This window comes from Pedobacter sp. SYSU D00535, assembly GCF_017355855.1.
In the GTDB taxonomy this organism is placed as follows: domain Bacteria; phylum Bacteroidota; class Bacteroidia; order Sphingobacteriales; family Sphingobacteriaceae; genus Desertivirga.
This window is the reverse complement of the sequence record NZ_JAFEWD010000004.1, coordinates 111,741-137,165: the sequence shown is the minus strand read 5'-3', so window position 1 is coordinate 137,165 and position 25,425 is coordinate 111,741. Positions and strand designations below refer to the sequence as shown.

The window sequence follows — 25,425 nt, the reverse complement described above, 5'->3', positions numbered from 1 at the left end:
ATTTTTACTCTCTACAGCGTAACGGAATGCTTAAAATCTCGATCTTTCTTTTCTTTCTGGGATTGACTATCAGCGTGATGGCACAACCTGTTCTAATAAAGAACTTTATCGTTAAGGAAAGCTTGACCAAGAACGACAAGCTTGCCATAATAGCAGCCGACGAGAATGAAACGCCACTGGAAGAAATTGACGGTACTTTTACCTTTACAATTAATGGCTTTAAACAAGAACTACTCTTCCGTGACGGTGTTGCAGTTCCCCCTCAGCAAATAGATAAGTCAACTTTTGTCTACCTCAAACACCGAAATGATAGCACAAGCAGTGTGAAGTTGTATTACGTGATCAAAAAAAATGAGGGACTTAATCCAATAAAAGTCAGTTTGAAACTCCTTTTGCTTATCCCTCTTGCACTTGTCGTCATTGCAAGTATTTTCAAGAGGTTTCTACTTTTCGTAGCGGCTATCTTAATCGGTCTATTTTACTTTAGCACCAGCAAGGGACTTAGTATTTCTAGCTATCTCGACACTATTATTGAAGCGCTAAAGTCTTTTATGCCTTAGAATGGGAGACCAATTCCAAAGTTATATTGAACAAAGCGGTACTGATCTGGCCCATTCGTTCTTTCATATTGCTCCTTAAACTCTCTATCGTTGAAAAGATGTTTGATCACCCACTGATCAGAATTTTGAAACTGCGGATCTTTGACTTTGACTCCGGCGTCGAAGCGAAACACAAAATAGTCCAGGTCGAAACGAAGGCCCGCCCCTACGCCAATGGCAATTTGTTTAAATAACCTATCAAAACGCAGTTCACCGCCTGGCACTTCACTGATCGGCTTAAGCCTCCACACGTTGCCTGCGTCCGCGAAAGTTGCTCCCTTGAGTTTGGCACCGAAAAAACTATTAGCTATTTTAAACCTGTATTCTAGATTCGTTACTAATTTGATCTCCCCATACTGATCCAGAAAGGCAAGGTTTTTTCGAGCTTCAGCTGGCAAAAACGATCGATTGTAGTTTCCAGGCCCCAGTGTTCTTGCCTGCCAGGCCCTGATACCCGTGTTTCCTCCGGCAAAGAAGTTCCTCTCGAAAGGGAGCTCAGCCGCATTAGTATTACCAAAAGGAATCACAATACCCGGATTAAAGCGAGCAATAAATTGGCGTTCACCGCCAAGGTGACGATAAAGTCTGAAATCCAGGTCCGTCTTAGCGTATTGAAGATATGGAAGGCCTAAAAACGTCCTACTTCCCAAGCTATCTGTGCGGAAATTAAAAGCGTTGGCAATCAAAGAAACGGTATTGCCAGCCAGCTCGAACCCTCCTCGGAAATACGAGAAGCTTTCATAGCTGTTTAGGCGAGCTGCATTCAAGGTGTAGTTATATATACTTCCCAGGTTGAAAAACCGCCGGTCATTAGTTCTTACATATAGTACGTAGCCCGAATCCAACAAAGTTCGTTTCGTATCCGGGTCCAGGCGTCCATCTCTAAATTCAATGTTAAGAGGAGTTAAACTATGCAGCCGGTACCTTGTTTCCACCCAGTTGTAGGTGATGGAGTTAACAAAAAGTCGGTTGGAGAAAGCATTCGGCTGATCGAAAAGCTGCAAGCTGCTCGAAAACGTAGTATGCGGCACCCCGTTTTTACCGAGTGGGGGAATGTTAAAGGGCAACAAAAGCTTAGGAATAATGAAGTTGGCCCCAATTTGAAAATCCCGGTTAAACACCCTTGATCCAGTAGTCGCCCCCGTATTAAAAAGAATCCCGTATCTGAATCGGATATCTAACTGTTCCGCTCCGCCAAATAAATTGCGGTTCGTATAGGTGTTCCCCACGTTGAAACCGTTCCGCCCGGAATTAAAAGTATACTCGCCCTCTACTCTGTTACTCATCCTTTTGAGGGGAACAACGTCTATCGTCGCATTCAGTTTAAGACTGTCTGCACCTGTCTTCTCATAATCGATCCTGATAGTTTTAAAGACATTCAGATCATACAGTCGGTCGTACGTCAAGGCTGTACTCTCGATGTTGTATTTCTCCCCCTCCTCAATAAAAACGTAGCGAGTTACTGGGGCAGGATCGAATCGAAGTGAAAAATCTTTGAAAAAGTACTGAGAGTCTACTACAGCGGAGTCAGCCGAGCTAGTCAGCCTTCCATTGCTATCTCGTATGACAATACTTGTATTATTTATAGCGTAAATCGGGTGGGAGTTTCTGTTGGGAGGATTTTGAAGCAGCATCCTCAAATTAGCCTGATTCCCGCTTAAACCGGTATCTGTTTCAAAACGAACGTACTGCTGCAGATAATCATAATAGCCGTTTTTTTTCAGAAGGTAGAATATCTCCTGGCTTTCATTCTTTAGCGAGTCGTTATCAAACCGCATCCCTTTACTTATGCGAGTGAATTGGGACCGGTTTTGTTCATAAAGTTCTTTAACAACCGAATCGGCGATGTCATAAGTGTATTCGCGAATGGTGAACATAGGACCCATGTTCGCAACAAAGGTTATGAAGCCCTTCTTCTTTCGAACTTCAATGTTGCTGGTAACTTTGGCATTAAAAAAACCCTTATAAAACAAGAATTTCTGTATCTCTTTTGCAGAAAGCTCTACCAGGGGCGTGTCAAGTATGTGCGGAGCTTCTCCGATGTTTTTAATCCGATCTGTTCGGTACCTGCCATTTTTAGTATTAAAGAGATTATACAAGGCCAGATTCAGGCGTGAGTTAGGGCGTACCTGCTGCTGGATATACAAATAGGCCTGCTCTGTAAACTCCTTGTCAATGCCCTCCAAGCGTACTTTTTTCACCAAAGCCTGATCGTCCTCCAGGTACCTTGTAGCAGAGCAACCAGAGAAAATAACTAGTAAAAAGAGTATACTTGCAGCGGAGAAAAGACGAACAGAAAAATATGCTTTCAAAATCTCAAATCAGTTTTGTAAACGCATTACACCATAAAAAATACCGCAAGGAGCATAACTTATTCATTGCAGAAGGTACCAAGCTAATAACAGAATTTTTAGCATCTGATTATTCGATTGACACTGTTTTTTGCATTTCAGCTTCTCTGTCAAAGTTGGGCAAATTACCGCAAAAAGTAAAACTTTTCGAAGTTACGGAGGCCGAACTGAAGAAAATAAGTACCCTCACAAATCCACAAGATGCGCTGGCCCTTATTAAGATACCAGAAGAAACGAATGTAAGTGCTGAAAGTTTTAAGGGTAAATTTACTTTAATCCTCGACGGGGTACAGGATCCGGGGAACTTAGGCACCATTATACGTACTGCTGACTGGTTCGGTTTTAGTGAGCTCGTTTGCTCTGTTGACTCTGTTGAAGCTTATAATCCCAAAGTAGTCCAGGCAACCATGGGATCTCTTGCAAGAGTAAAAGTTTATTACCAGGATCTGAAGAAGCTATTGCAACCTACTAAACTACCTCTGTGGGGGGCACTGCTGGATGGAAGCAATATCTACGAAACAGATTTTGGCAATGAAGGAATTGTCATTTTAGGGAACGAAGGAAAAGGAATTTCAACGGAAGTTAAAGATTTGATTACAGCTGCAGTCACTATTCCCCGCTTCGGCGGAGCGGAATCTCTTAACGTTGGCGTGTCAGCTGCTATCTTTTGTTCCGAAATAAAAAGAAATTCAACAAAAATGTTTGGTAGAAAAGAATAATTGCTATTTTTGCACTCCTTAAAACAAATAAGGTCGGATGGCCGAGTGGCTAGGCAGAGGTCTGCAAAACCTCCTACAGCGGTTCGAATCCGCTTCCGACCTCAGGATTAAACTTATTAAAAAGAAAACCATGGGAGTTACACGTTTAAAAAGAAAAGACAGAAGAAATAAAACGGTTTCACGCCTGGAGGTTCAGTTCCTTAAACTTGGACGTAACCTGGAATCAGGAAGCCGTTCTAGAGAACCGAAGAACAGCCAGGTTGTAAAAAACAACGCAGTTCTGGATCAGATCGTAGCACAGTCGAAATAGTTATTTAAACTTACTGCATATAAATCCCTGTTACCCGTCGTAGCAGGGATTTTTATTTTCCAGAGGTTTCAACTTCTCAATCTGTGAATAAAAAAAGAGCGATAGAAATACTCCTATCGCTCTTTTTTACTGCCCTCTTTTTTTACCTCAGATCTACAACCTCTACCCCGGGATATTTTTTAGTATCAAACGCGAAGATTGAATCTGACACCTTCACATTTGGCGTAAAGCTCCTGATTGCATACGTATAACGATTACCGTTTTTATCAAAGATTACTGCCTTGTTAATTTGCTTAGTCACTTTATCTATATTCAACCTCACCTTAAAAAAAGATCGTTTGCTGTCTATAGGAGTTAAATCAATAACGTGCTGCGTCCTCCCTGCAACTTTAACATCTCCGGTATACAAGTACTTAAACCCCTTCTCATGAATGGTAAAGATTTTAGCAGGATTTAATGCATTTGGACTGTTATCAACCACATCCAGCTGTACTTCCTGGTCATCTTTCAAATACGTCCACTGATTCCGGCCGTCAGAAATGAGCTCTTGCTCTTTCATCACCACCTTATACTTATTAGCCTTCGACTTCGCGTAAAGCGTTCCAGTCTGCGTCTCAGTTAACTTTGCCTGAGGATTGTTCAGGGTAAAAGTAAAATCAGTTTTGATTACATCATATGCGCGGTACTTTTTACTAACTTCAGCTAAAATCGCCTTTGCCTTTGCATCTGTCTGTGCTAACACTCCCCCTACAGACCCGATCACCAACAAAGCACTCAAAACAAATTTTCTCATATCTACTCTCCGTTACTCTACTAATTGTTGTTCAAATTCTCTAAAAACTGCTCCAGCGAATACTCGTCTGGCAGCAATACCTCCCTGGCTTTACTTCCTTCAAATGGACCGACTACGCCGGCAGCCTCCAATTGATCTATCAGCCTCCCTGCCCGATTATATCCAAGCTTCAGCTTCCGCTGGATAAGCGAAGTAGAACCTTGCTGATGCATCACAATCAAGCGGGCTGCATCCTCAAACAGCGGATCACGATCGCTTGGGTCGAAGTCCTTAACACTTCCTCCTTCCCCATTTTCATCGATATACTCCGGCAACATCCAAGCGGACGAATATCCTCGCTGTTCGCCGATATAGTCCGAGATGCGTTCAACTTCAGGAGTATCGACAAAAGCGCATTGTAACCTGATCAGGTCGTTTCCTGTTGAGAAAAGCATGTCTCCCCTACCGATCAACTGGTCTGCGCCGCCTGAATCGAGAATGGTTCTGGAATCGATCTTTGAAAGAACTCTAAATGCCAGTCGCGCCGGGAAGTTTGCTTTGATTGTTCCGGTAATGATATTTACGGACGGACGCTGCGTTGCAATCACCAGGTGAATTCCGACCGCCCGAGCCAACTGAGCCAATCGCGCTATAGGAGTTTCTACCTCTTTACCCGCTGTCATCATTAAATCCGCAAACTCGTCGACTATCAGCACTATAAATGGTAAGAACCTGTGACCCTCCTCAGGGTTTAATTTGCGGTTGATAAATTTTGAATTATACTCCTTCAAGTTCCGAACCTGCGCATTTTTTAGCAAATCGTAACGTTGATCCATCTCGATACAAAGAGAATTGAGCGTATTGATAACCTTTTTGGTATCGGTGATAATCGCGTCCTCCTCTCCAGGAAGTTTCGCTAAAAAGTGTCTTTCAATTTTCCTGAAAAGAGTAAGCTCGACTTTCTTAGGATCTACTAGCACAAACTTGAGCTGTGAAGGATGAAGCTTATACAGCAGGGACACCAAAATGGAGTTGATACCAACCGATTTACCCTGCCCCGTGGCACCAGCAACCAAAAGGTGAGGCATTTTTGCTAAATCGGCAATATAGACCTCATTAGAAATGGTTTTACCAAGTGCAATAGGCAAATCCATGGTCGTATTTTGAAACTTATCTGTAGCAAGCACGGAGCGCATTGCCACCATCTCCGGATGTTGATTCGGAACCTCAATACCTATTGTACCCTTACCTGGCATGGGTGCGATAATACGAATACCCAGGGCAGCCAGGCTCAGCGCGATGTCGTCTTCCAGATTCTTAATTTTCGAAATCCGAATACCGGGGGCCGGTATTATTTCATACAGAGTTACGGTAGGCCCGATAGTAGCCTTAATTTTTTCAATCTCAATATTATAGTGATTGAGCGTCTCAACAATTTTATTTTTGTTTGCCTCCAGCTCTTCTGCATTAACCGAAATCTTATTTGTTCCGTAATTTTCAAGAAGATCAAGTGTTGGATACTTATAGGAAGAAAGATCAAGCTTCGGATCATACTGCCCAAACTGCTCTACTAAACTTTCTGCTGTTTTCTCCGCCTCTGATTTTGAGACACGCTGCACTGGCTCTTCTTTATCCTGAATCGGCGGCTCAATTGTCAGCTCCGGTTCGGGCCTTGTTTCCTGCTCCTTCGACACTCGATTTAGCTCAGGTTCAGCTTTGGAAACATCAAAAGTAACCGCAGTACCAGCCACTGCAGCGGCAATGGCAGGTGTATTTGGTAGCAAAACTTCCGGTTCTAGATCTGGTTCCAAAACAATGGGTAGTTTTACTCTTTCCTGCTTTATTGGCTCCGCGCTCTCTGGAGACAACTCCTCTACTTGCAGGTCCTGCTTGATAACGTTATTCCTTTTTAGCGGAAATTCAACAGGCTCTGACCTGAATTCCGATTCCAGCTCCAAATCCTCTTCTTCTACTGTTGCTCTAAACGGAGCCATTGGTTCTTCTACTTTTCTTTTCCTTTCCGGAAGTTTAAAGTCGATATTATAGGCAATGATAAGAGCCGTTAAACCAGCGAAGCCAATAAGGCCGGCAGTCCCGGCATTTCCTATTTGAGCTTGCAATAGCTGATTTGACCAGAACCCAAACTCCCCTTCAAGAAAATGAGGATAGTCAGATGCAAATCCATGGAAAAAACCAAGTGTAAGCGATAGAAACACCAACAGGAACAAAGAGTATCCCAGGGTTTTGGGTATTGAAAAGATCTTAACTTTAAATAGAAGTCGGTAGCCGATAATAAAGAATACACCTATGAAGATAAATGAGGTTATCCCGAACCACTCATAAATGAACTGATGGGACAACAGCGCGCCGAATTTCCCCAGCCAATTCTCGACCACAGGATTCGCAATGCCTGCTTTCTCTAACTCCTCGACTGTCTTAAAGAGATTACTCCATCCTCCGTTCGAATCGATAACATAGCTTTGATCCTCCTGCCAGGTAAATAAATAGGAGAAGAAAGCGACTAGAAAGTAAAGCGACAGGATCAAAAAGAAAAGGCCTGCGATTTTGATTACCCGTCCATCATTAAATGTAAACTTTGGTAAAACTTCGCCCCTTTCTTTTGTTACACGCTCACGTGCAGTTGGCCTAGCCCCCTGCTCTCCTCTAAAAGTATTGGTTTTAAACTGATTTGCTCTCAACGGCATCTACTGTGGACGGGTTTTAAACTCACAAATATAAGGTTATTAATATACGGAGAGTTAATTTGATTTGATTAAAGCTACAAATTTTACTTGCATAAGCGAGGCATTTTTCATTAATATTGTTCTACATGAGCACGGTAGAATTACTAGAGGAATATATTCAAACGGGCAATAATCTGGCCCTAACAAACCTTTTAAAAACTGATCCATCCCTTGCAAACTGCAGTACCAGTTTTAACATTTCTCCACTCATGCTCTCCTGTTACTACAAGAAACCGGAGATTGCCAGCACCCTGCTTTCCTACATTAAAGACCCAAATATCCATGAAGCAGCAGCAGTAGGTAAGTTTGATAGCGTAGCAAATATCATCTATCACTATCCCCAATCAATAAATGCATTTTCCTCCGACGGCTTTACGCCCCTTGGACTCGCAAGTTATTTTGGGAATGAGGAGGTGGCAAGATATCTGCTTCTTAAGGGTGCAGATCCCAACATTTCTTCACAAAACGGGTTCAGGGTATTCCCCTTGCACTCGTCGGTAGCAGCTAATTATACTGGGATTACAAAAATTTTGCTGGAGGCCGGAGCTGAAGTTAATGTAAGTCAGGCCTCTGGGCTAACACCGCTTCACTCTGCTGCCCATCTCGGCAATATCGAGGTTCTGATTTTGCTGCTGGAAGCGGGAGCAAATATTACTGCTAAAACGGATGACGGCAAAAGCCCGTCCGACATGGCACAAGCTGCAGGACACACCGACATCGCTTCTATCTTAGCTTATTAAAAGTCCCATATACGTGTGCGGATCCGTTTCATGTAGTTACGGATTCCCAGTACGAATGCTGCCAGGAAGTAAAAGATAAGAGGAAACCCTACTGCAAGGAAAGACGAGTAGATAAAAAACAATCGGATCTTGGAAATGGACATATTGTACCGCTCTCCGAGATAGGTGGAAACTCCGAAAGATCGCTTCTCAAAATATGCCAAAATTCGCTGTATCATATCAATCTGCATTTACAATCTTTGCTCCAATAGCACAAGTTAGGCATTTTTTCGTATCGCAATAAGACTTTTTTAACTGAATTAGTGCTTGCGACTTATCTGCATTACCCGCTCTGAGTCCTAATGCAATAAACTTCCTGGTTATTAAATTTGTTTCAAATGGCACGGATTCCAGTAATAAAACTGCCCGCTGTGCATACTCCTTGTTTTTCAAAAAACTTCCGTAACTATATAAAGTGACGGCTACAGAATTGATTAAAATATTATTTATTGACTCTTCGCCCAGTCGGGCTGATGCAGACCCGGTGGCTATACCAAAACGATAATGACTATTCCAATAATCATTCACCGGCAAGTCTCTAAATAGGTTTCGGATTTCTTTCACGTTTTCTACCTCAAGAATTTTGGAGAAAAGATGACTCGACTTTAGTACTAGTGCGGCGAACTGAGCCAGGCGTATAGTTGGAAAATTTTGGGGACGTAATCGAAGGAACTTCCAGAGATACTGCTCCAGTGGTTTCAAACCATACTTTTTGGCGAGAAATAAATACTCTGTTCGCAATTCGGCGGTATATTCATCTAAAGGAGCGTGGAGAAAACCCGATTGTCCAAATATTAAGGCTTCAATTTGATGGCTGTTGTCCTTATGCTTGGCTAGAATTTGCTGGGGAAGCGATTTAGCTAACAGCTCAAATGGAAGTGCATTGGTTTTAAACCCAAAGTTGCGGCTCAATAAGATGTAAAAAGTATCATCCCAGCTTCCTTTTACACTCTTCAGCACCTCAAAAGCAATTCGCGACTTCTCTTCAAGTCTTTCGATCAAAACTCTTGAGAGCCAGTTTTCAACATGAAGCTCTCCGACAACAGCCAGATTATTTTCGCAGGGAATCCATGACAAGTTCAGCATCAAATCCTTGTAACGATTCACAACGCCTGCAGCCAGATACTCTTTAAGAACCAAAACCGGGATCAAGGTTCCATCTGATCGGTAACAGTCCTGATCATGCTCGTACACCACATGGAGCACTGTATTATCATATGCCTTGTCGGAGCTATGGTTGTGGCGCTCCCAGTCGGACGAGTATTTATGAATTTCTACGGATCCCACCCATAAGGTTGAGCCAAGCCGCAGTTTGACGTTTTCAAAGTCCGGTCCTGCATTGCTGCTGTTATGAATTCCAACGGATATTACCTCCAGCGGTTCTCCTGATGAAAGAATAAGTGCTTTCTGATTGAACAAGCGAAATTTCCATACAAAATGGAGAAAGTCTTCGTTGAAATCCATTTTCTAATTTAAAAATAATTTCAAACACTTGTCTTACAGAAAGATGAAGACGGATGTACTAGAAAATCGCTTTCAGAGCCTCTGCCATTTCTGCTTGAACTTTCTTCGCTTCTTCGCGGGCCGCTTCTGCAAAATCACGTTCGGAAGAGGCATAAATAATGGCACGAGAAGAGTTAACAAGCAGCCCACAGTCCTTATTCATACCGAACTTACACACATCGGCTAGACTTCCCCCTTGGGCACCAACACCCGGTACTAATAAAAAATTATCCGGGGCGTGCTCCCGAATTTTTAGAAAAGCTTCTCCCCGCGTTGCACCGACTACAAACATTAATTGTTCAGGGCCCGCCCATTGATTCGCCCTTTTTAATACCGTTTCAAAAAGATGTTCTCCATCTGCCGAAGAGGTCAACTGAAAGTCCTGACTCCCACTGTTCGACGTAAGTGCCAGCAGGATCACCCATTTATCCTGAAACTTTAAAAAGGGAGTAACAGAGTCGGCACCCATATAAGGCGCTACAGTGATTGAATCAAAGCTCATTCCGGACGAATTACGATCGAAAAAAGCACTTGCATACATTTCAGAAGTGTTGCCTATGTCTCCACGCTTGGCATCAGCTATACTAAAAACGTCTTTGGGAAGGTGCTCCCAAGTTTTAATCAAACTTTCCCACCCCTTCACGCCTCTGCTTTCATAAAAAGCAGTGTTCAGCTTATAAGAAACGCAAAGATCCTTGGTTGCCTCAATAATCTGACGATTAAATTCAAAAATAGGGTCGTCAGCATCAAGCAAAAAACGTGGAATTTTGTTGATATCTGTATCTAGTCCTATACAAAGGAAAGACTGCTTCTGCCTGATTTGATCTATTAAAAATTTCCGGTTCATACTCTTAAGGAGTCAAAGTAACCAAAACCGGCAGGTGCATTAAAATTTTTTTTTAATTTTTGTTATTTTAAAATTATTGCAGTACAATTGTGGCGTTATCTCAAAATTTATCCTCGGGTTCAAAGGAAAAATCATTTACGTTTCTTGAACAACAACATTTTGATCTCTTTTCCTTATCGCGGGTAAACTCTTAGAACTTAAAAAATCCAAATAATATTTCAATTGAATGGTGGAAATTAATGAATTGAACGATAAGCTTGTGTCTGAGCTTCGTGCGATTGCAAAGTCTTTTGGCGTTCCAGACGCCGACAGCCTACGTAAACAAGAATTGATAAATAGAATTGTTGAACAACAAAATCTTATAAATGCTGCGCGTCAAGGTGCTGAAGTAACTGATAATGCAGAGGTTACTAACGATAGTGCAGACGCTGCTACCGAAGAAAAACCTAAAAAACGCACCCGCACTATAAAGACAAAGGCAGAAACGCCGAAACCAGCGGAGGTGCCTCTTGAGGATGCTACTCTTTTTGATCTGCCCGAGGCAGAGGAGGAAGAGCAGCCCGAGGCGGAGTTTGCAGAACAGACAGAAGGCAGTTCAGAGCAAACAGAAGAAGCACAGGAACGAGTTCAGGAGGGACGGCCTCGAATAGAGCGGAGAATTACCATTAACACGAACAGAGCGCAAGAAAAAGCTGCTGAAGCACAAGCTCCTGCTACTAACCTCGATTTTGATAATGTAATTGCCAACGAGGGAGTGCTTGAAATTATGCCTGATGGATACGGGTTTTTGAGGTCATCAGATTACAACTATCTGACCTCCCCTGATGATATTTATGTATCTCAGTCTCAAATTAAGCTTTTTGGTTTAAAAACAGGCGACACGGTACGTGGAAGCATACGTCCTCCAAAAGAGGGCGAAAAATACTTCCCGCTGGTTCGAGTGGAGGCTATTAACGGCAGAATTCCCGCGGAGGTGCGAGATCGGGTTCCTTTTGATTATCTGACACCTCTTTTCCCATCCGAGAGATTAAATCTTTTTGTTGATTCAGGAAATCAGTCGACGCGTATTATGGACCTGTTTACCCCCATCGGTAAAGGACAACGTGGACTGATTGTAGCTCAGCCGAAAACGGGTAAAACAATGTTACTAAAGGACGTTGCTAACGCGATCGCAAAAAACCATCCTGAAGTTTATCTTATTATCTTATTGATTGATGAGCGTCCGGAAGAGGTGACTGATATGGCGAGAAGCGTACGTGCCGAAGTGGTGTCGTCAACGTTTGATGAACCTGCCGAGCGACATGTCAAAATAGCGAATATTGTACTCGAGAAAGCAAAACGAATGGTAGAGTGTGGTCACGATGTAGTTATCCTTCTAGATTCCATTACTCGTTTAGCAAGAGCCTATAATACTGTTGCTCCGGCATCAGGAAAGATCTTATCAGGAGGTGTTGATGCCAACGCTTTGCACAAGCCTAAACGATTCTTCGGTGCTGCCCGTAATATCGAAGACGGCGGATCATTAACCATCCTTGCTACTGCCCTTATCGACACTGGCTCTAAAATGGATGAGGTGATCTTTGAAGAATTTAAAGGTACTGGAAATATGGAGCTGCAATTAGATAGAAAGATCGCTAACAAACGTATCTTCCCAGCTATCGACTTAACCGCCTCGAGTACACGGAGAGACGATCTGTTGCATGATAGAGAAACGCTTCAAAGAATTTGGATTCTTAGAAATCATCTTGCAGACATGAACTCTCAGGAGGCTATGGAGTTTTTACTTGGCCAGATGAGAGGTACAAAAAGCAACGAAGAGTTCTTAGTTTCGATGAATAGCTAAAGCAATGAGCATAGCGCGACATCAAGTTGCGCTATGCACTATGCACTTGCAACATGAAAAAACACATTCCAAATGCGATTACCTGCTTAAACCTATTAAGCGGCTGTATTGGTATCGTGCTAGCCTTTAACACGTCTTTAGCTACCACCACAAGAATGGATAATTTAGTATATGCGGGCTATGCTATTATCATAGCTGCAGTACTTGACTTCTTTGATGGTCTATTAGCGCGTTTGTTGCATGCCTACTCCGAAATTGGAAAGGAATTAGATTCTCTTGCGGATATGGTGAGCTTTGGTGTCCTGCCAGCCGTAATTGTTTATCACTTGTTTCTTGAGGCAGACCAAATTGCCGGATTAAGCACTTATTTAAACTATGCTGCATTTCTGATAGCTATCTTTTCCGCCCTGCGACTGGCAAAGTTTAATATCGACACTCGTCAGAGTGACAATTTTATCGGACTTCCCACGCCGGCAAATGCAATGCTGATTGCCTCACTTCCTCTAATAATTTCTGACGCTAGTTCTTTCTGGCGTGCTTATCTTCTTAACCCCTTCTTCTTATTTATATTTAGTTTGGGAATGAGCCTATTACTGGTAATGGAAGTTCCGCTAATCTCACTAAAATTCAGAAATTTAGATATCAAGGAAAATCTGTTACGTTACATTTTACTGCTTTCATCGGCTGTTCTGATTCTAATATTCAAATTTGCTGCCGTTCCCATAATTATATTTATCTATATCGTCCTCTCGATTGCCCAATTCAGACTTATAAGGTAGGGATCTGAGGAGGACTGCAACTTCTAAATACTAGTACAAGTTGTGACGCTTGGGTTAAAAGAAAAGCGCTAATGGAGAGGTCTCAAAGATCTGCAAAAGGAGGATTAGAAATAGGAAGCCTTAATATTCAGTAAAATCAAAAGGTATTGCTCGCGATCAGATTGATCGACCAGGAAAAAGAAAAGCAACTCGTTTAATAGAAAGTTTAGGAATTGAACTTAAGGCGTTTTTAAAGTTGCGCCTTAAGTTCTTCTCTTGCTTTATCAAGATCTTGATAAAGGTTGTTACACTTCTGTTTGATGTCGTAAAATTGACCTTCAATGGCTTCTACACCATCCTGGGTACGTGCCTTACGTTCTATCTCTGCCATTTGTTCTTTGGCCGATTCTAATCCCATAAAAGCCAGGGTAGGCTTAATTTTATGAGCCACATCGCCAACGCCTTTCCAGTCGGATGCCTTTACAGCTTCCTCCATCTGCTCCATGTACAAAGGGGTTTGCTCAATAAAGATATCTATCATCTCTATCATGAATTCAGCGCTCCCTCCGGCTATTTCACTTAAATAAGATAAGTCAATTCCTGAATTATTTGTTGCTTCTGCCATTTTTCAAATTTATATTTTTTCTACTGACAAGTTATCTGTAAGCTCTTCGCTTAAAACCCTAACCGTTTTTTTTAGCCGGGGATGAACAAGGTCAGGGGCCATTTCCAGCATTGGTTCTACCGCAAAACGGCGGTTGTGAAAATGCAAATGAGGAATTATTAATTCCGGTTCTTCGATAATTTGATCTCCGTAAAATAGAATATCAATATCAATTGTTCGTGACCCCCACTTTTCCTCTCTTTGTCGCCCCAGGTGCAGCTCGATTTCCTGGGTTATACGTAATATTTCCTTCGCGGTTTTAAGAGATTTAAAAAAAACAGCCTGATTTAAGTAAGCGGGCTCATCATTTTTACCCCATGGAGCAGTTTCGAAAACGGAAGAAACCTTTTCTACTTTTGCGATCTTCTCTGTCACTTCTGCTATGGCTCGTTGCAAAAAACGGCCGCGGTCGCCTAAGTTGCTTCCTAGTAACAAATAAACATCCTCCATAATTATCGCAAACAATTGTAACGTTTCAAAGATATCTATATCTAACGTATACTTGCACACAAAAAAGATTTAGAGTAGATGAAGCAATTTTTGAAAATGGTACTTGCATCTGTAGTAGGTATCGTTGTTTCTTTTTTAGTTTTGATAGTTATAACCGCAGTAATAATAGGGGCTGTGGTTTCAAAGGCCGGCAACGACCAGGTGGAGGTGAAACCAGGTTCAATCTTACATGTCAAGCTAGATTACCCTGTAGTAGAAAGAACCTCTAAATCGCCTTTTTCCAATTTAGAACTCGGGGATCTTGGCGGAGACAGAAGCCTCGGTCTGAACGACATTCTCCTAAGCTTAAAGCGAGCAAAAGCCGATGACAATATAAAAGGTATCTATCTGGATGTTTCAAGTATGCAGACAGGACTAGCGAGTATTGAGGAAATCCGGAATGGTTTGCTCGACTTCAAAAAATCCGGAAAGTTTATCATCGCCTATAGCGAAGTATACACAAAAACATCTTACTACCTCGCCACTGCGGCAGACAAGATCTATTTGAACCCGGAAGGACTTGTGGAGTTTACAGGATTCAGCTCAGAACTGATCTTTTTTAAGGGGATGTTAGATAAACTCAACATTGATCCTCAAATTATAAAAGTAGGAACCTACAAAAGCGCAGTGGAACCGTTCATCCTTGACAAGATGAGCGATGCAAATAGAGAACAGGTACATACTTTCCTTGGTTCCATGTACAATCATTACTTAGCCCGCATTTCAGCTAGCAGAAAGTTACCCCAAGATTCCCTTTATTCTATTGCCAACCAGCTTAAAGTACAGAATGCCACTGATGCTGTAAATTATAAACTTGTTGATGCCCTTCGTTACAAGGATCAAATTCTAGATGAACTACGAACAAAGACAGGAATTGAGAAAGATAAAGATGTAAAATCGGTAACGATTGAAGACTATAGCAAAAACAACAAGCCAGAAGAAGGAGACATGAACAGCCGAATTGCGGTAGTCTATGCGTCGGGGGAAATTACGGGTGGCGAAGGCGATGATGAGACAATTGGGTCGGAGCGAATTTCCAGAGCAATAAGAAAAGCTCGTACCGATGAGAAAGTCAAGGCGGTGGTACTCCGGGTGAATTCGCCGGGAGGTAGTGCACTTGCTTCGGATGTAATCTGGAGAGAAGTTGCACTTACAAAAAAAGTGAAACCTGTTATTGTATCTATGGGTGATGTAGCTGCTTCTGGAGGCTATTATATTGCATGTGCTGCCGATTCGATATTTGCCCAACCCAATACGATTACCGGCTCAATAGGAGTATTTGGAATTATACCAAACATGCAAGGCTTCTTCAACGAGAAGCTGGGGATAACCTTCGACAGGGTAAAGACAGGAGAACACGCAGATATCGCTACAGTTACGCGCCCACTTACCGATTACGAAAAGCTTATCATTCAAAAGGAAGTAAATAAGATCTACAATACTTTTACCCAAAAGGTTGCAACCGGCAGAAATAAGACGCAGACCTATGTGGACCAGATCGGCCAGGGCAGAGTTTGGAGCGGAGTAGATGCTGTCAGGATCGGTTTAGTGGACAGGATTGGCGGAATAGACCAGGCCATCGCTTCGGCGGCTAAGATGGCAAAAGTAAAGGACTATAAAATTGTATCTTACCCAATACAAAAAGACCCCTTCGAATCCCTTTTTGATAAGTCGAGCGACAAACTGAAAGAGCATTTTGCTAAGCAGGAACTAGGAGAACAATATCAATACTATCAGAAGCTTAAGTCGGCACTGAAGTTTACCGGACTGCAAGCACGAATTCCCTACGAAATAATTATAAAGTAAGATAAGCCGTAGCACCATAGCCTCTCTGGAGCTGCTACGGCTTATCTTTTTTAAACATCTTTTTCATTCTGGCAAAAAAGGTATTTTCCTTTTTCCCTTTCTCCTCCCCGATAAGAAAACCAAAAGGCTTCAGTGAATCGACATTATCACAAATAATTTTTGCAATTCCCAGTAGTGGGATAGCCATTACCAAGCCTGCAACGCCCCATACTGCATCACCCAATACCAAGGCGACGATGGTAAACAAGGGGTTGAGGTTAACTTCCGACCCTACTACCATTGGTTCAATGATATAGCTTTGGACAAACTGAACAAAGAGATAGGTACAAAAAACGCCTATCGCCATGCCACCCCCACCCCCTTGAGATAGAGCCATCAACACCGTTATCCCCGTTCCTAGCAGGTTGCCCACAAAAGGCACTATTTCCAGCATCCCGCAAAGGACTGCAAAGAAACCTGCGTTCCGGATACCAACGATTGAAAAACCAATGCCATACAAAATCCAAAGCATTACGATCATGATAGCCAGGCCAGAAAGATATTTATGGGCAACGCTGGTCGAATCGCGGATGATTGTCTCTGTCTTCTCCTGTTCATCGTCAGGTACAAGTTTTAAGATGAACTTTTTTAGGTGGGACCGGAAATACAAAAAAATGAAGATGTATACAATGCACAAAACGAAATCTACAGTAAAGCTCATCAAGCCGGCTAACACCTGAGACATACCGCTGGTAGAGCCGGTGGCCGGATTTAATAATTTTTGCTGCTGCTGCCCCGAAATCCCAAGTTTATAATTTAAAAAAGCTTTGATCTGATCTACAAACTGAGAAATTTGCTGCTTCATTTGATCCAGATCTTTCGCCAGACCCGAAATCTGCCAGCCTAATAAGAATATCAATCCGGCTACAACCGAAATTAACACCAGCAGAGAAATAAATGCAGCAGCAGGACGACTAACTCCGCGACTTTCTATCTTCTGACTCAACGGAAGCAAAAGCATAGAGATGATACCTGCAAGGGTAAAGGGAATAAGAAAAGCACGAGCAAAATATAACCCTCCGAAAAACAAGAAAAACAAGAATAGTATTTGAACCGATCGGTTCATAGTGGCTGCCTGCATTGAAATGAAATTATAGGAACTAACAGTAAAAGAATAGTAGTGTTTTTTGGCTAAGGAATGCCAGATACGTATTTTTGAAAGAATAACATGGATAATAAAGCCGTCTCCAAAAAGCTAAATTTGCTCAGTCAGCTTATTGAGTTGCACGAAATCAACCAGTTCAAGGCAAAGTCGCTAGCAGCAGCTGCCTATAAAATTGGAAAACTGCCCTATCCCATAGCCAAAAAACAGATCAAGGAAATTGAGCAGATCGATAGTATTGGAAAAAGCACTGCTGCGAAGATCGCTGAGCTTTTAGAAACTGGCACCATGCAAGAACTAGAAGAGCTGATGGCTGAAACACCAGAAGGAGTGGTTGAAATACTCGGAATAAAAGGTGTAGGGCCTAAAAAGGTGAACGTTATATGGAAGGATCTGGGCATCAACAGCGTCGGAGAACTTTTCTATGCATGCAATGAAAATCGTTTGATTGAGGCGAAGGGGTTTGGACTGAAAACCCAGGAGGAAATAAAAAAAGCTATTGAGTTTAAGATAGCAAGTAATGGAAGATTTCTGTATGCGCAGGTGCAGGAGGTAGCGCAATCAGTGTATGAGGAGCTGACTCAGGCCCTACCCGAAACTTCAGTTTCCTTTACAGGAGATTTTAGACGGAAGTGCGAAATAATTGACGGACTGGATCTTCTGGTGGTAGGACGTTTATCGGAAGCGATATCCAAACTAAAGGCTATTTCTTCCATCAATATAACATCTCAAGACGACGATTGCATACAAGCGGAACATACTACCGGTATAAAAATCATCATTAACTTCTGCGAAAAGGAGGAGTTAGGCTTTCACTTAGCCAGACTAACCGCATCTGAAAAGCATTGGACGCAATTACTGGAAAGACTACCCTCTCCTTACCTTCCTGTTGCAACTGAGGAAGAGATTTATAAGGCAGCCTCCCTCCCATACATAGAACCCGAACTTCGCGAAGGTTTAAACGAGTTTGAATTGGCGGCAAGTGGGAAGCTTCCTGAATTGATAGAGTGGAGAGATTTGAAAGGAACGCTGCATTGTCATAGTACCTGGAGTGATGGCATGCACTCCCTTGAAGAAATGGCGATCTATTGCCGGGATCAGCTTAAACTCGAATACATGGGAATTAGCGACCACTCACAGTCAGCTTTCTACGCGAAGGGTTTAAAAGCAGAACAGATACTTGCTCAACACGAAGAAATTGATCGACTCAACGCGAAGCTGGATAATTTTCGGATTTTTAAGGGAATTGAATCGGACATTCTATTCGACGGCTCACTTGACTATCCAGATGAAATCCTTGCTACTTTTGATTTTGTGATCGCCTCTATCCACTCTATGTTCAAAATGACTGAAGAAAAGGCAACAAACAGACTAATTTCAGCAATCGAAAATCCGCACACCACTATTCTAGGACATCCAACTGGCCGTATGCTTTTAACCCGAAACGGTTATCCAGTGGATTTCAGGAAAGTAATAGATGCCTGTGCAGCTAACCAGGTCGTTATTGAAATAAACTCCAATCCTCTTCGTTTGGATTTGGATTGGCGTTGGCATCAATACGCCCAGGAAAAAGGAGTTATGTTATCAATAAATCCTGATGCACATAGCCTTCCGGGATTTTTGGATACCCGCTATGGAGTGAATGTAGCTCGAAAAGGGGGCCTAACGGCCGCAAACTGTCTCAATGCATTAAACGTTACGGATATCGAAGCTCGTTTTAAACAAAAGAAAGGCGGCAACTAACTTGAAAATTCTAGTTATTCGTTTTAGCTCTATTGGTGATATCGTCCTCACGAGCCCTGTTGTTCGATGCCTAAAGCAGCAAATACCAGAGGCTGAAGTCCACTTTCTTACTAAAAGTACCTTTAAATCGGTTTTAAATGCCAATCCGTATATCGACAAGCTTCATGTCCTGGAAAAGACGCTATCAGCTACCATCGAAGAGCTAAGGAAAGAAGAATTTGACTACGTTATCGACCTCCACAATAACGTTCGAACCAAAGTACTTAAGTTCAGATTGGGGGTAAAGTCGTCTTCCTTCAATAAATTGAATATTGAGAAATGGTTGTTGGTTAATTTGAAGATCGACAGAATGCCGGAGAAGCACATCGTTGACCGTTACTTGGAGGCTGTAGCTTTTCTTGGAGTAAAAAACGATGGAAAAGGACTGGATTTCTTCTTTGAGAATGAACATCAGCTAGAAAAACTTCTACCAGCTACACACCACAACTATATCGCATTGGTCATTGGCGCACAGCACGCAACTAAGCGTCTTCCCTTGCCAAAGCTTGTGGAAATTTGCAAGGCGATGACCCGGCCGATAGTGCTTTTAGGAGGGAAAGACGACCATATAAATGGAGAAGAAATAGCAAAACTGGTCGGCAGCCATGTATTTAATGGCTGCGGAAAGTTTTCATTAGAAGAGTCCTCTTATATTGTAAAAATGGCCGATAGTGTAATCACTCATGATACCGGCCTCATGCACATTGCATCCGCTTTCAATAAGCCAATCGTGTCTGTTTGGGGAAACACGGTGCCTGAGCTGGGCATGTATCCGTACAAAGTAGATAGACATTCCCTTTTTGAAGTGAACGGCTTGAAATGCCGACCTTGCTCGAAAATTGGGTACAAGAAATGTCCCTTGGGGCACTTCAAGTGTATGAATGAACACCGTGCGGTTGACATAGCTGAAAAAGCGCAAAGTATTTAAGAAGGTCATTTCATATTTTATCAACAGAAACAAAAGACAATTCTATATTTGAAATACGGCCGATCAGGGTCGAAGAATTTACTGCTTATGAAACAAATTCTACTTGTCCGCCACGCAAAATCCGATTGGGAGAACCCTCAGCAGCCTGATTTTGAACGACCTCTGAATAAGCGGGGACAGGCGAATGCACCTGAGATGGCAAAACGACTGCTAAAAAAACACCTCATCCCACAGCACCTGGTGAGCAGTCCCGCAGTGAGGGCCATTACCACAGCTAAGTACTTTGCTGACATCCTTGGTTTCAGCGAAAAAGAAATTCAGAGAGAGCAAAAAATATATGAGGCTTCGGCTTCAGACCTGCTGGAGGTACTAAACAAACTGGATAACAAACACGACTTTGTCGCTTTGTTCGGCCACAACCCTGGGCTAACTACGCTTGCTGTCAGCCTAAGTGATAGTGACATTTATAACATTCCGACTTGCGGCATGTTGCTTATCGAATTTCCGTTTGACGATTGGAGCCTGATCAGCTACGGCACCGGAGTTAAAAAAATGTATGATTTCCCTAAAAACCCGGAAGAAAATCAGGCAAGCTTGTAAGTCTTTCCAGGCAAGCTTAGTATTATCCCTTGCATTTCCAGGGCAAGAATAGTCACCGCGAGTCTACTCTGCGGCCAGCCTGTTGCCAGCATAAGGTCGTCAATGGCTAAGACTCTCTGATCCGAGAGCACATCAACCACTACACGTTCGTCATCCGTAAGATTTAGACTTAAAGTAGCTTGCTTCGGCTGATCTGATCTGTTTAAATCCCAGCCAAGAAGATACCCCAGATCTTTGATCCCCGTGATTAAATTAGCCCTGTTTGTTTTGATTAGATGATTACAGCCTGCTGAATACTCATCATTAATTCTTCCCGGATAGGCAAAAACATCTCGATTGTAGGAGTTGGCCAGTTCCGCTGTTATCAAAGCTCCGCCCGTTATACTTGCCTCAACAATGATGGTGGCATCAGACATGCCGGCTACGATTCGATTCCTTTTTGGAAAATTCTCCCGATCCGGTACCGTTTCTGAAGGAAACTCCGTAAGTAAACCTCCGTTGGCAAGCATTTTTTCAGCCAGGCTCCGGTGTTGGGCCGGGTAAATTCGATCCAGTCCGTGTCCGACGACCCCGATGGTGCTCACCTCATTCTTCAAACAAGCTTTGTGGGCGATACCGTCGATGCCATGAGCCAGACCGCTAACAACGAGCACGTTCTGCGATTTTAAATCTTCCACCAGTTGCTGCGTAAGTTCTTTTCCGTAAGATGTCGCATTTCGTGTACCTACGATACTTACCACTTTTTGCTTGTTCAATTCTGTACTCCCCTTGTAATAGAGCAGTAGCGGCGCATCGCTGCAGTTCCGTAAACGTTTGGGATATTCCTCATCATCATAATAGAAAACGTTAATCTTATATCTATCTATAAAATCAAGTTCTTTTTCTGCACGAGCGAAAAAATCCTTTTGTTGAATACTCCTCGCTGTTTTTTCTCCTATACAAGGAATGGCGGTTAACTGAGCTATACTAGCAGAAAACACATCTTCAGGTGTGCCAAAATGCTTCAAAAGTAATCGGGAGTTTATCGAACCGACGCCAGGAATTAAGGTTAGGGCTATTTTATGTAGTAGCGACATAGAAATCTAAATATCGAAAAACGACAGTAGATTAAAAACTTTATGCACGCTTTTACAGTAGTTCTGTTAAGACGGCAGGAACGAAGTCCAAATTTAGAGGACAAGGAAATATTAAAAATGACCTCTTATTGGGCGGGAAAGTACACGACGTATTTTGTGTCAAAAAACTCTTCTTCGAAATAGGAAGAGAGATTGTACAGTTCGATATCCTTCAGCTTTGAGTCCTTTAACTCTTGTTCCAAATCTCCCCCTTTAAGATATAGAACACCGTTGGGCAGCTTGTTCAATGGCTTTTTCTCAAACTTGCCTCTTACCCATGGATAGAAATCTTTGAGTTGGGTAACTGCTCTTGAAATGATAAAGTTGAATTTTTCATCAATCTGCTCTGCGCGGGCGTGAGAAGCCCGAAGATTTTTGAGACCAATGGCAGAAGAAACCTCACTCACTACTTTTATCTTTTTCCCAATCGAGTCAACCAAATGAAAATCCGTTTCGGGAAATAAAATAGCTAAAGGGATACCCGGAAAGCCTCCTCCTGTACCCACATCCATTACTTTTTCCCCGGGAACGAATTCTAGCACTTTTGCTATACCCAGCGAGTGAAGAATGTGGCGCAGGTAAAGACTGTCTATATCCTTGCGGGAAATGACATTGATTTGCGCGTTCCAAAATTTGTATAGCTCCTCGAGCTGATTGAACTGCTCTTTCTGAGAATCTGTAAGATTGGGAAAATATTTAAAGATGATATCAGAAGTCACTTCCTGGGATTTTCTTCCTTCTATTTAGAATGTTTGACAGCAGATCTCTAGCCCGAAACAACTGTGCTTTCACTGTTCCCAAGGGCAGGTCAAGCTGCTGAGCAATCTCCTCATACGATTGCTCCTCAAAGTAACGCAGAATTATCAGAGTTTTATAGCGGAGAGGCAACTTATCTACAATAATTTTCAACTGTTCCTGCTGTTGCTTTTTAATAGACGTTTCCTCAGGATTTAAAGTATCCGATTTAATCTGCAGCGGGCGATCGTCTCCTTCCTCATCTACCATTGAATTGATAGATACCATACTCACCCTTTTCTTTCTGATGAAATCGATGCAATTGTTGGTTGCAATCCGAAACAGCCAGGTGCTAAAAGCAAAATCCGGCTTATATTTTTCTATGTTTTCAAAAGCTTTTCCGAAAGTCTCAACAGTAAGGTCCATGGCATCATCCTTATTGTTCACCATCTTCAAAGCCATAAAATAGATCGAGTCCTTGTATCGCTGCATCAACTCGGCGTATGCCTTCTGGTCTCCCTCTTTGGCTTTCCCTACAAGGTTGAAGTCATTTAATGCATTTGCTGAAAAATTGGGATTTACTTCCATTCAACTTTTTTCTTAAATAAAGAAATTATGCTTAGGACGAGTATATAAAAATTATAAATCAAATCCAATGCCGGAAGCAGCCAAATTAAATCTTTGTAACTAAGTTTCTTGAATACAGGATAATAAATAATTGCCTGCACAGAGAGTCTGATTAGATAAATAGATACCAGCAGCCACCACTGTGCATTTAACACTACAAGGAGCATCAACATGAGATAAAACAGCAGGGCGGAGGCTGTTTGAACGCTAAGGGAATACTTATCCGAAGTTTTATAGGCCTTGCCTGCTCCCATATGCCTCACTTTTTGGCGGAAGTACGATGAGAAACTTCGTTTAGGCTCAGTCCAGACGTGAGTTTCGGGATGAATTTCAATGGCGGTGTTTGTTGCTGTAGCGTTCTGATTGACAAAGAGGTCGTCATCCCCGGAAGGGATATGCATGTGAGAAGCAAAACCCTTCCCCTTAAAAAACAGCGACTTTTTGTAGGCCATATTTCGCCCTACACCCATGTAAGGTCTGCCAGCCAATGCGAAGGAGAGATAGTTTAACGCAGTATAGAAAGTTTCGAAACGAATCAACGCGTTTAAAAAGCCAGCTTCTTTTTGGTAAGGCGAATACCCCAGCACAATTTCAATACCTCCGCTGAAGTTTTGCTGCATCCTGTTAATCCAACTCTTGCTGGCAGGTTTACAGTCAGCATCAGTAAAAAGCAATTGCTCGTGTTTAGCTGCCTTGATGCCAATTGTTACGGCAAATTTCTTCCCATGCTTAAATCGGCTATGTTCGGTGAGCGTCACCACTTTTAAATGCGGATACTTTTGAGCAAACGCTCGCAGCACCTGGTCGGACTCGTCCAGAGAACAATCGTTAACCACCACGACTTCGAATTCAGGATAGTCCTGCTCAAGAATCATGGGTAAGTTCTCCTGAAGGTTCCGTTCCTCATTCCTTGCGCAGATAATCACAGAAACAGGATGACAGAGGGTGTTTTCAGTTTTGCCTTTATAGCTTCTCAAGCCTCTTTGAATGACAAGAATATAGTATAACTGCACTAAAAAGGCCACCTGGAACAGCACAAAGGCAGCTACAAAAAAATAGTCGGTCAAGTCTTTAGCTTTTAGGAGCTGCAAAGGTCTGATTTTTAAAGAACATTTTTTAACAGTACGGCAATATTTTAAGGGGAAAGGGCGTCTTATTTTTGCTACTTTTGCACACTTAGAATGAAATTTAAATTAGAAGCTTCAGACAAACTTTCTAAAGCCAGAGCAGGGGAGATTACTACCGACCATGGGGTTATAAAAACACCTATTTTTATGCCAGTTGGTACAGCTGCATCAGTAAAAGCAGTCCATCAGCGAGAGCTGAAAGAAGATATAAAAGCGCAAATAATATTAGGAAATACCTACCACTTATATCTCCGCCCAGGGTTAGACACGATTGAGCGAGCTGGCGGGCTTCATAAATTCAACAATTGGAATGGCCCAATTTTAACAGACAGCGGTGGTTATCAGGTATATTCCCTGTCTGAAGTACGAAAGATCAAAGAGGAAGGCGTTACCTTTCGCTCCCACATAGACGGTTCAAAGCATTTATTTACTCCTGAAAGTGTAATGGATGTTCAGCGAACCATTGGAGCCGATATTATCATGGCATTCGACGAGTGCACGCCTTATCCATGTGACTATATCTATGCCCGGAAGTCGATTGAGATGACTCACCGATGGCTAAAAAGATGTTGCGAGCGCTTTGACAGTACAGAGCCGAAATACGGCTACTCACAAACTCTGTTTCCAATTGTACAGGGATCGGTATATAAAGACCTGCGAATAAAGTCTGCCGAAGTCATTGCTTCCTTCGAGCGAGAGGGTAACGCGATTGGAGGATTATCGGTTGGAGAACCAGCGGAGGAAATGTATGCAATGACGGAAGTTGTGTGTGATATATTACCGGAAAGCAAACCGCGTTATTTAATGGGTGTAGGAACTCCTGCAAATATTCTGGAGAATATTGCTCTGGGAGTGGATATGTTTGATTGTGTGATGCCGACGCGTAATGCCCGGAATGGGATGTTATTTACAAAAAACGGCATCATCAACATCCGGAATGAAAAATGGAAAAACGATTTTTCTCCGATTGAAGCTGATAGTGACCTTTTTTCGGATATACAGTATTCAAAGGCATATTTACGCCACTTGATTACCTCTAAAGAAATCTTGGGAGCGCAAATTGCCACGCTACATAATCTGCATTTTTATCTTTGGTTAGTTGCTGAAGCAAGGGATAGAATTATTGCCGGAGACTTTTATGACTGGAAAAATAAAATGGTAAAACAGCTTTCGCAGCGTTTATAAA

24 protein-coding genes and 1 tRNA gene are annotated in these 25,425 nt (G+C 42.4%); 12 read left to right on the top strand and 13 right to left on the bottom strand.

The annotated features are described in order from the left end of the window. Nucleotides 1-26 precede the first annotated feature (26 nt). Complete coding sequence (locus J4N23_RS11140; RefSeq protein ID WP_207427301.1) at nt 27-560, top strand: hypothetical protein; 534 nt, start codon at nt 27-29, stop codon at nt 558-560. On the opposite strand, the gene J4N23_RS11135 is transcribed toward J4N23_RS11140, so the two are convergent. Next, on the bottom strand, nt 557-2,911 hold the full coding sequence (locus J4N23_RS11135; protein ID WP_207427298.1) for a BamA/TamA family outer membrane protein: 2,355 nt from the start codon (nt 2,909-2,911) through the stop codon (nt 557-559). The genes J4N23_RS11140 and J4N23_RS11135 overlap by 4 nt on opposite strands. Here J4N23_RS11135 and J4N23_RS11130 point away from each other — a divergent pair. The 3 genes from J4N23_RS11130 (at nt 2,902) to J4N23_RS11120 (ending at nt 3,979) form a co-directional block, all read left to right on the top strand. Beyond that, nucleotides 2,902-3,669, top strand: a complete 768-nt coding sequence (locus J4N23_RS11130) for an RNA methyltransferase (protein WP_207427296.1) — start codon at nt 2,902-2,904, stop codon at nt 3,667-3,669. The genes J4N23_RS11135 and J4N23_RS11130 overlap by 10 nt on opposite strands. 31 nt (nt 3,670-3,700) lie before the next feature. Beyond that, nucleotides 3,701-3,771: transfer RNA gene (locus J4N23_RS11125), tRNA-Cys, on the top strand. Between the two features lie 28 nt (nt 3,772-3,799). Next, nucleotides 3,800-3,979, top strand: coding sequence for a spore protein (locus J4N23_RS11120; RefSeq protein ID WP_207427294.1), 180 nt, complete (start codon nt 3,800-3,802; stop codon nt 3,977-3,979). Between the two features lie 142 nt (nt 3,980-4,121). Here J4N23_RS11120 and J4N23_RS11115 read toward each other — a convergent pair whose 3' ends face one another. After that, nucleotides 4,122-4,772, bottom strand: coding sequence for an outer membrane lipoprotein carrier protein LolA (locus J4N23_RS11115; RefSeq protein WP_207427292.1), 651 nt, complete (start codon nt 4,770-4,772; stop codon nt 4,122-4,124). 20 nt (nt 4,773-4,792) lie between these two features. Then, entirely contained in the window at nt 4,793-7,456 is a 2,664-nt protein-coding gene (locus J4N23_RS11110) for a DNA translocase FtsK (protein WP_207427291.1), read from the bottom strand. Between the two features lie 125 nt (nt 7,457-7,581). Here J4N23_RS11110 and J4N23_RS11105 point away from each other — a divergent pair, with 125 nt between their 5' ends. Then, a complete protein-coding gene (locus J4N23_RS11105; protein WP_207427290.1) occupies nt 7,582-8,235 on the top strand; it encodes an ankyrin repeat domain-containing protein in 654 nt (217 codons plus the stop codon). Here the strand turns inward: J4N23_RS11105 and J4N23_RS11100 are convergent. Genes J4N23_RS11100 through pyrF form a run of 3 tightly spaced genes read right to left on the bottom strand, consistent with a single transcriptional unit; the run spans nt 8,232 to nt 10,624 of the window. Continuing rightward, a complete protein-coding gene (locus J4N23_RS11100) occupies nt 8,232-8,453 on the bottom strand; it encodes a PspC family transcriptional regulator (protein WP_207427289.1) in 222 nt (73 codons plus the stop codon). The genes J4N23_RS11105 and J4N23_RS11100 overlap by 4 nt on opposite strands. Nucleotide 8,454: 1 nt before the next feature. After that, a complete protein-coding gene (locus tag J4N23_RS11095; protein ID WP_207427288.1) occupies nt 8,455-9,738 on the bottom strand; it encodes a DUF2851 family protein in 1,284 nt (427 codons plus the stop codon). 58 nt (nt 9,739-9,796) lie between these two features. After that, entirely contained in the window at nt 9,797-10,624 is an 828-nt protein-coding gene (gene pyrF / locus J4N23_RS11090; protein WP_207427282.1) for an orotidine-5'-phosphate decarboxylase, read from the bottom strand. 226 nt (nt 10,625-10,850) lie between these two features. On the opposite strand from pyrF, the gene rho reads away from it, so the two are divergent. Both rho and pssA read left to right on the top strand, forming a co-directional pair. Beyond that, nucleotides 10,851-12,467 (top strand): transcription termination factor Rho, encoded by a 1,617-nt coding sequence (rho, locus tag J4N23_RS11085; protein WP_207427280.1) that lies wholly within the window; start codon nt 10,851-10,853, stop codon nt 12,465-12,467. A gap of 53 nt (nt 12,468-12,520) precedes the next feature. Beyond that, nucleotides 12,521-13,246, top strand: a complete 726-nt coding sequence (pssA, locus tag J4N23_RS11080) for a CDP-diacylglycerol--serine O-phosphatidyltransferase (RefSeq protein ID WP_207427278.1) — start codon at nt 12,521-12,523, stop codon at nt 13,244-13,246. 229 nt (nt 13,247-13,475) lie between these two features. Here the strand turns inward: pssA and J4N23_RS11075 are convergent, their stop codons facing one another. Together J4N23_RS11075 and folK are read right to left on the bottom strand one after the other, a co-directional pair. After that, nucleotides 13,476-13,850 (bottom strand): Hpt domain-containing protein, encoded by a 375-nt coding sequence (locus tag J4N23_RS11075; RefSeq protein ID WP_207427277.1) that lies wholly within the window; start codon nt 13,848-13,850, stop codon nt 13,476-13,478. Nucleotides 13,851-13,859: 9 nt separating this feature from the next. Beyond that, nucleotides 13,860-14,354, bottom strand: coding sequence for a 2-amino-4-hydroxy-6-hydroxymethyldihydropteridine diphosphokinase (gene folK, locus J4N23_RS11070; RefSeq protein WP_207427276.1), 495 nt, complete (start codon nt 14,352-14,354; stop codon nt 13,860-13,862). 63 nt (nt 14,355-14,417) lie between these two features. Between folK and sppA the strand changes: the two genes are divergently transcribed. Next, on the top strand, nt 14,418-16,184 hold the full coding sequence (sppA, locus tag J4N23_RS11065) for a signal peptide peptidase SppA (RefSeq protein WP_207427275.1): 1,767 nt from the start codon (nt 14,418-14,420) through the stop codon (nt 16,182-16,184). A 34-nt stretch (nt 16,185-16,218) separates the two neighbouring features. On the opposite strand, the gene J4N23_RS11060 is transcribed toward sppA, so the two are convergent. Further along, nucleotides 16,219-17,289 carry an AI-2E family transporter gene (locus tag J4N23_RS11060; RefSeq protein WP_207427274.1) on the bottom strand — a complete coding sequence of 357 codons (1,071 nt, stop codon included), beginning with the start codon at nt 17,287-17,289 and terminating at the stop codon, nt 16,219-16,221. 102 nt (nt 17,290-17,391) lie between these two features. Between J4N23_RS11060 and J4N23_RS11055 the strand changes: the two genes are divergently transcribed. The 3 genes from J4N23_RS11055 to J4N23_RS11045 all read left to right on the top strand — a co-directional run bounded on the left by J4N23_RS11055 (nt 17,392) and on the right by J4N23_RS11045 (nt 20,635). Next, nucleotides 17,392-19,068, top strand: a complete 1,677-nt coding sequence (locus J4N23_RS11055; protein ID WP_207427273.1) for a DNA polymerase/3'-5' exonuclease PolX — start codon at nt 17,392-17,394, stop codon at nt 19,066-19,068. Nucleotide 19,069: 1 nt separating this feature from the next. Further along, nucleotides 19,070-20,035, top strand: coding sequence for a glycosyltransferase family 9 protein (locus tag J4N23_RS11050; protein ID WP_207427272.1), 966 nt, complete (start codon nt 19,070-19,072; stop codon nt 20,033-20,035). 87 nt (nt 20,036-20,122) lie between these two features. After that, complete coding sequence (locus J4N23_RS11045; protein ID WP_207427270.1) at nt 20,123-20,635, top strand: histidine phosphatase family protein; 513 nt, start codon at nt 20,123-20,125, stop codon at nt 20,633-20,635. On the opposite strand, the gene dprA is transcribed toward J4N23_RS11045, so the two are convergent. The 4 genes from dprA to J4N23_RS11025 form a co-directional block, all read right to left on the bottom strand. After that, nucleotides 20,620-21,711, bottom strand: a complete 1,092-nt coding sequence (gene dprA / locus J4N23_RS11040) for a DNA-processing protein DprA (RefSeq protein ID WP_207427269.1) — start codon at nt 21,709-21,711, stop codon at nt 20,620-20,622. The two genes, J4N23_RS11045 and dprA, sit on opposite strands and share 16 nt — an antisense overlap. A gap of 125 nt (nt 21,712-21,836) precedes the next feature. Next, a complete protein-coding gene (rsmG, locus tag J4N23_RS11035) occupies nt 21,837-22,469 on the bottom strand; it encodes a 16S rRNA (guanine(527)-N(7))-methyltransferase RsmG (RefSeq protein ID WP_207427268.1) in 633 nt (210 codons plus the stop codon). After that, entirely contained in the window at nt 22,459-23,073 is a 615-nt protein-coding gene (locus tag J4N23_RS11030; protein WP_207427266.1) for an RNA polymerase sigma factor, read from the bottom strand. The genes rsmG and J4N23_RS11030 overlap by 11 nt, the downstream gene beginning before the upstream one ends. After that, the gene (locus tag J4N23_RS11025) at nt 23,064-24,203 is read right to left on the bottom strand and encodes a glycosyltransferase (RefSeq protein WP_242689193.1); all 1,140 of its coding nucleotides are present in this window, start codon (nt 24,201-24,203) and stop codon (nt 23,064-23,066) included. Before J4N23_RS11025 ends, J4N23_RS11030 begins: the two co-directional genes overlap by 10 nt. A 90-nt stretch (nt 24,204-24,293) precedes the next feature. Here J4N23_RS11025 and tgt point away from each other — a divergent pair, with 90 nt between their 5' ends. Continuing rightward, on the top strand, nt 24,294-25,424 hold the full coding sequence (tgt, locus tag J4N23_RS11020) for a tRNA guanosine(34) transglycosylase Tgt (RefSeq protein ID WP_207427264.1): 1,131 nt from the start codon (nt 24,294-24,296) through the stop codon (nt 25,422-25,424). The last annotated feature ends 1 nt before the right edge of the window (nt 25,425 follow it).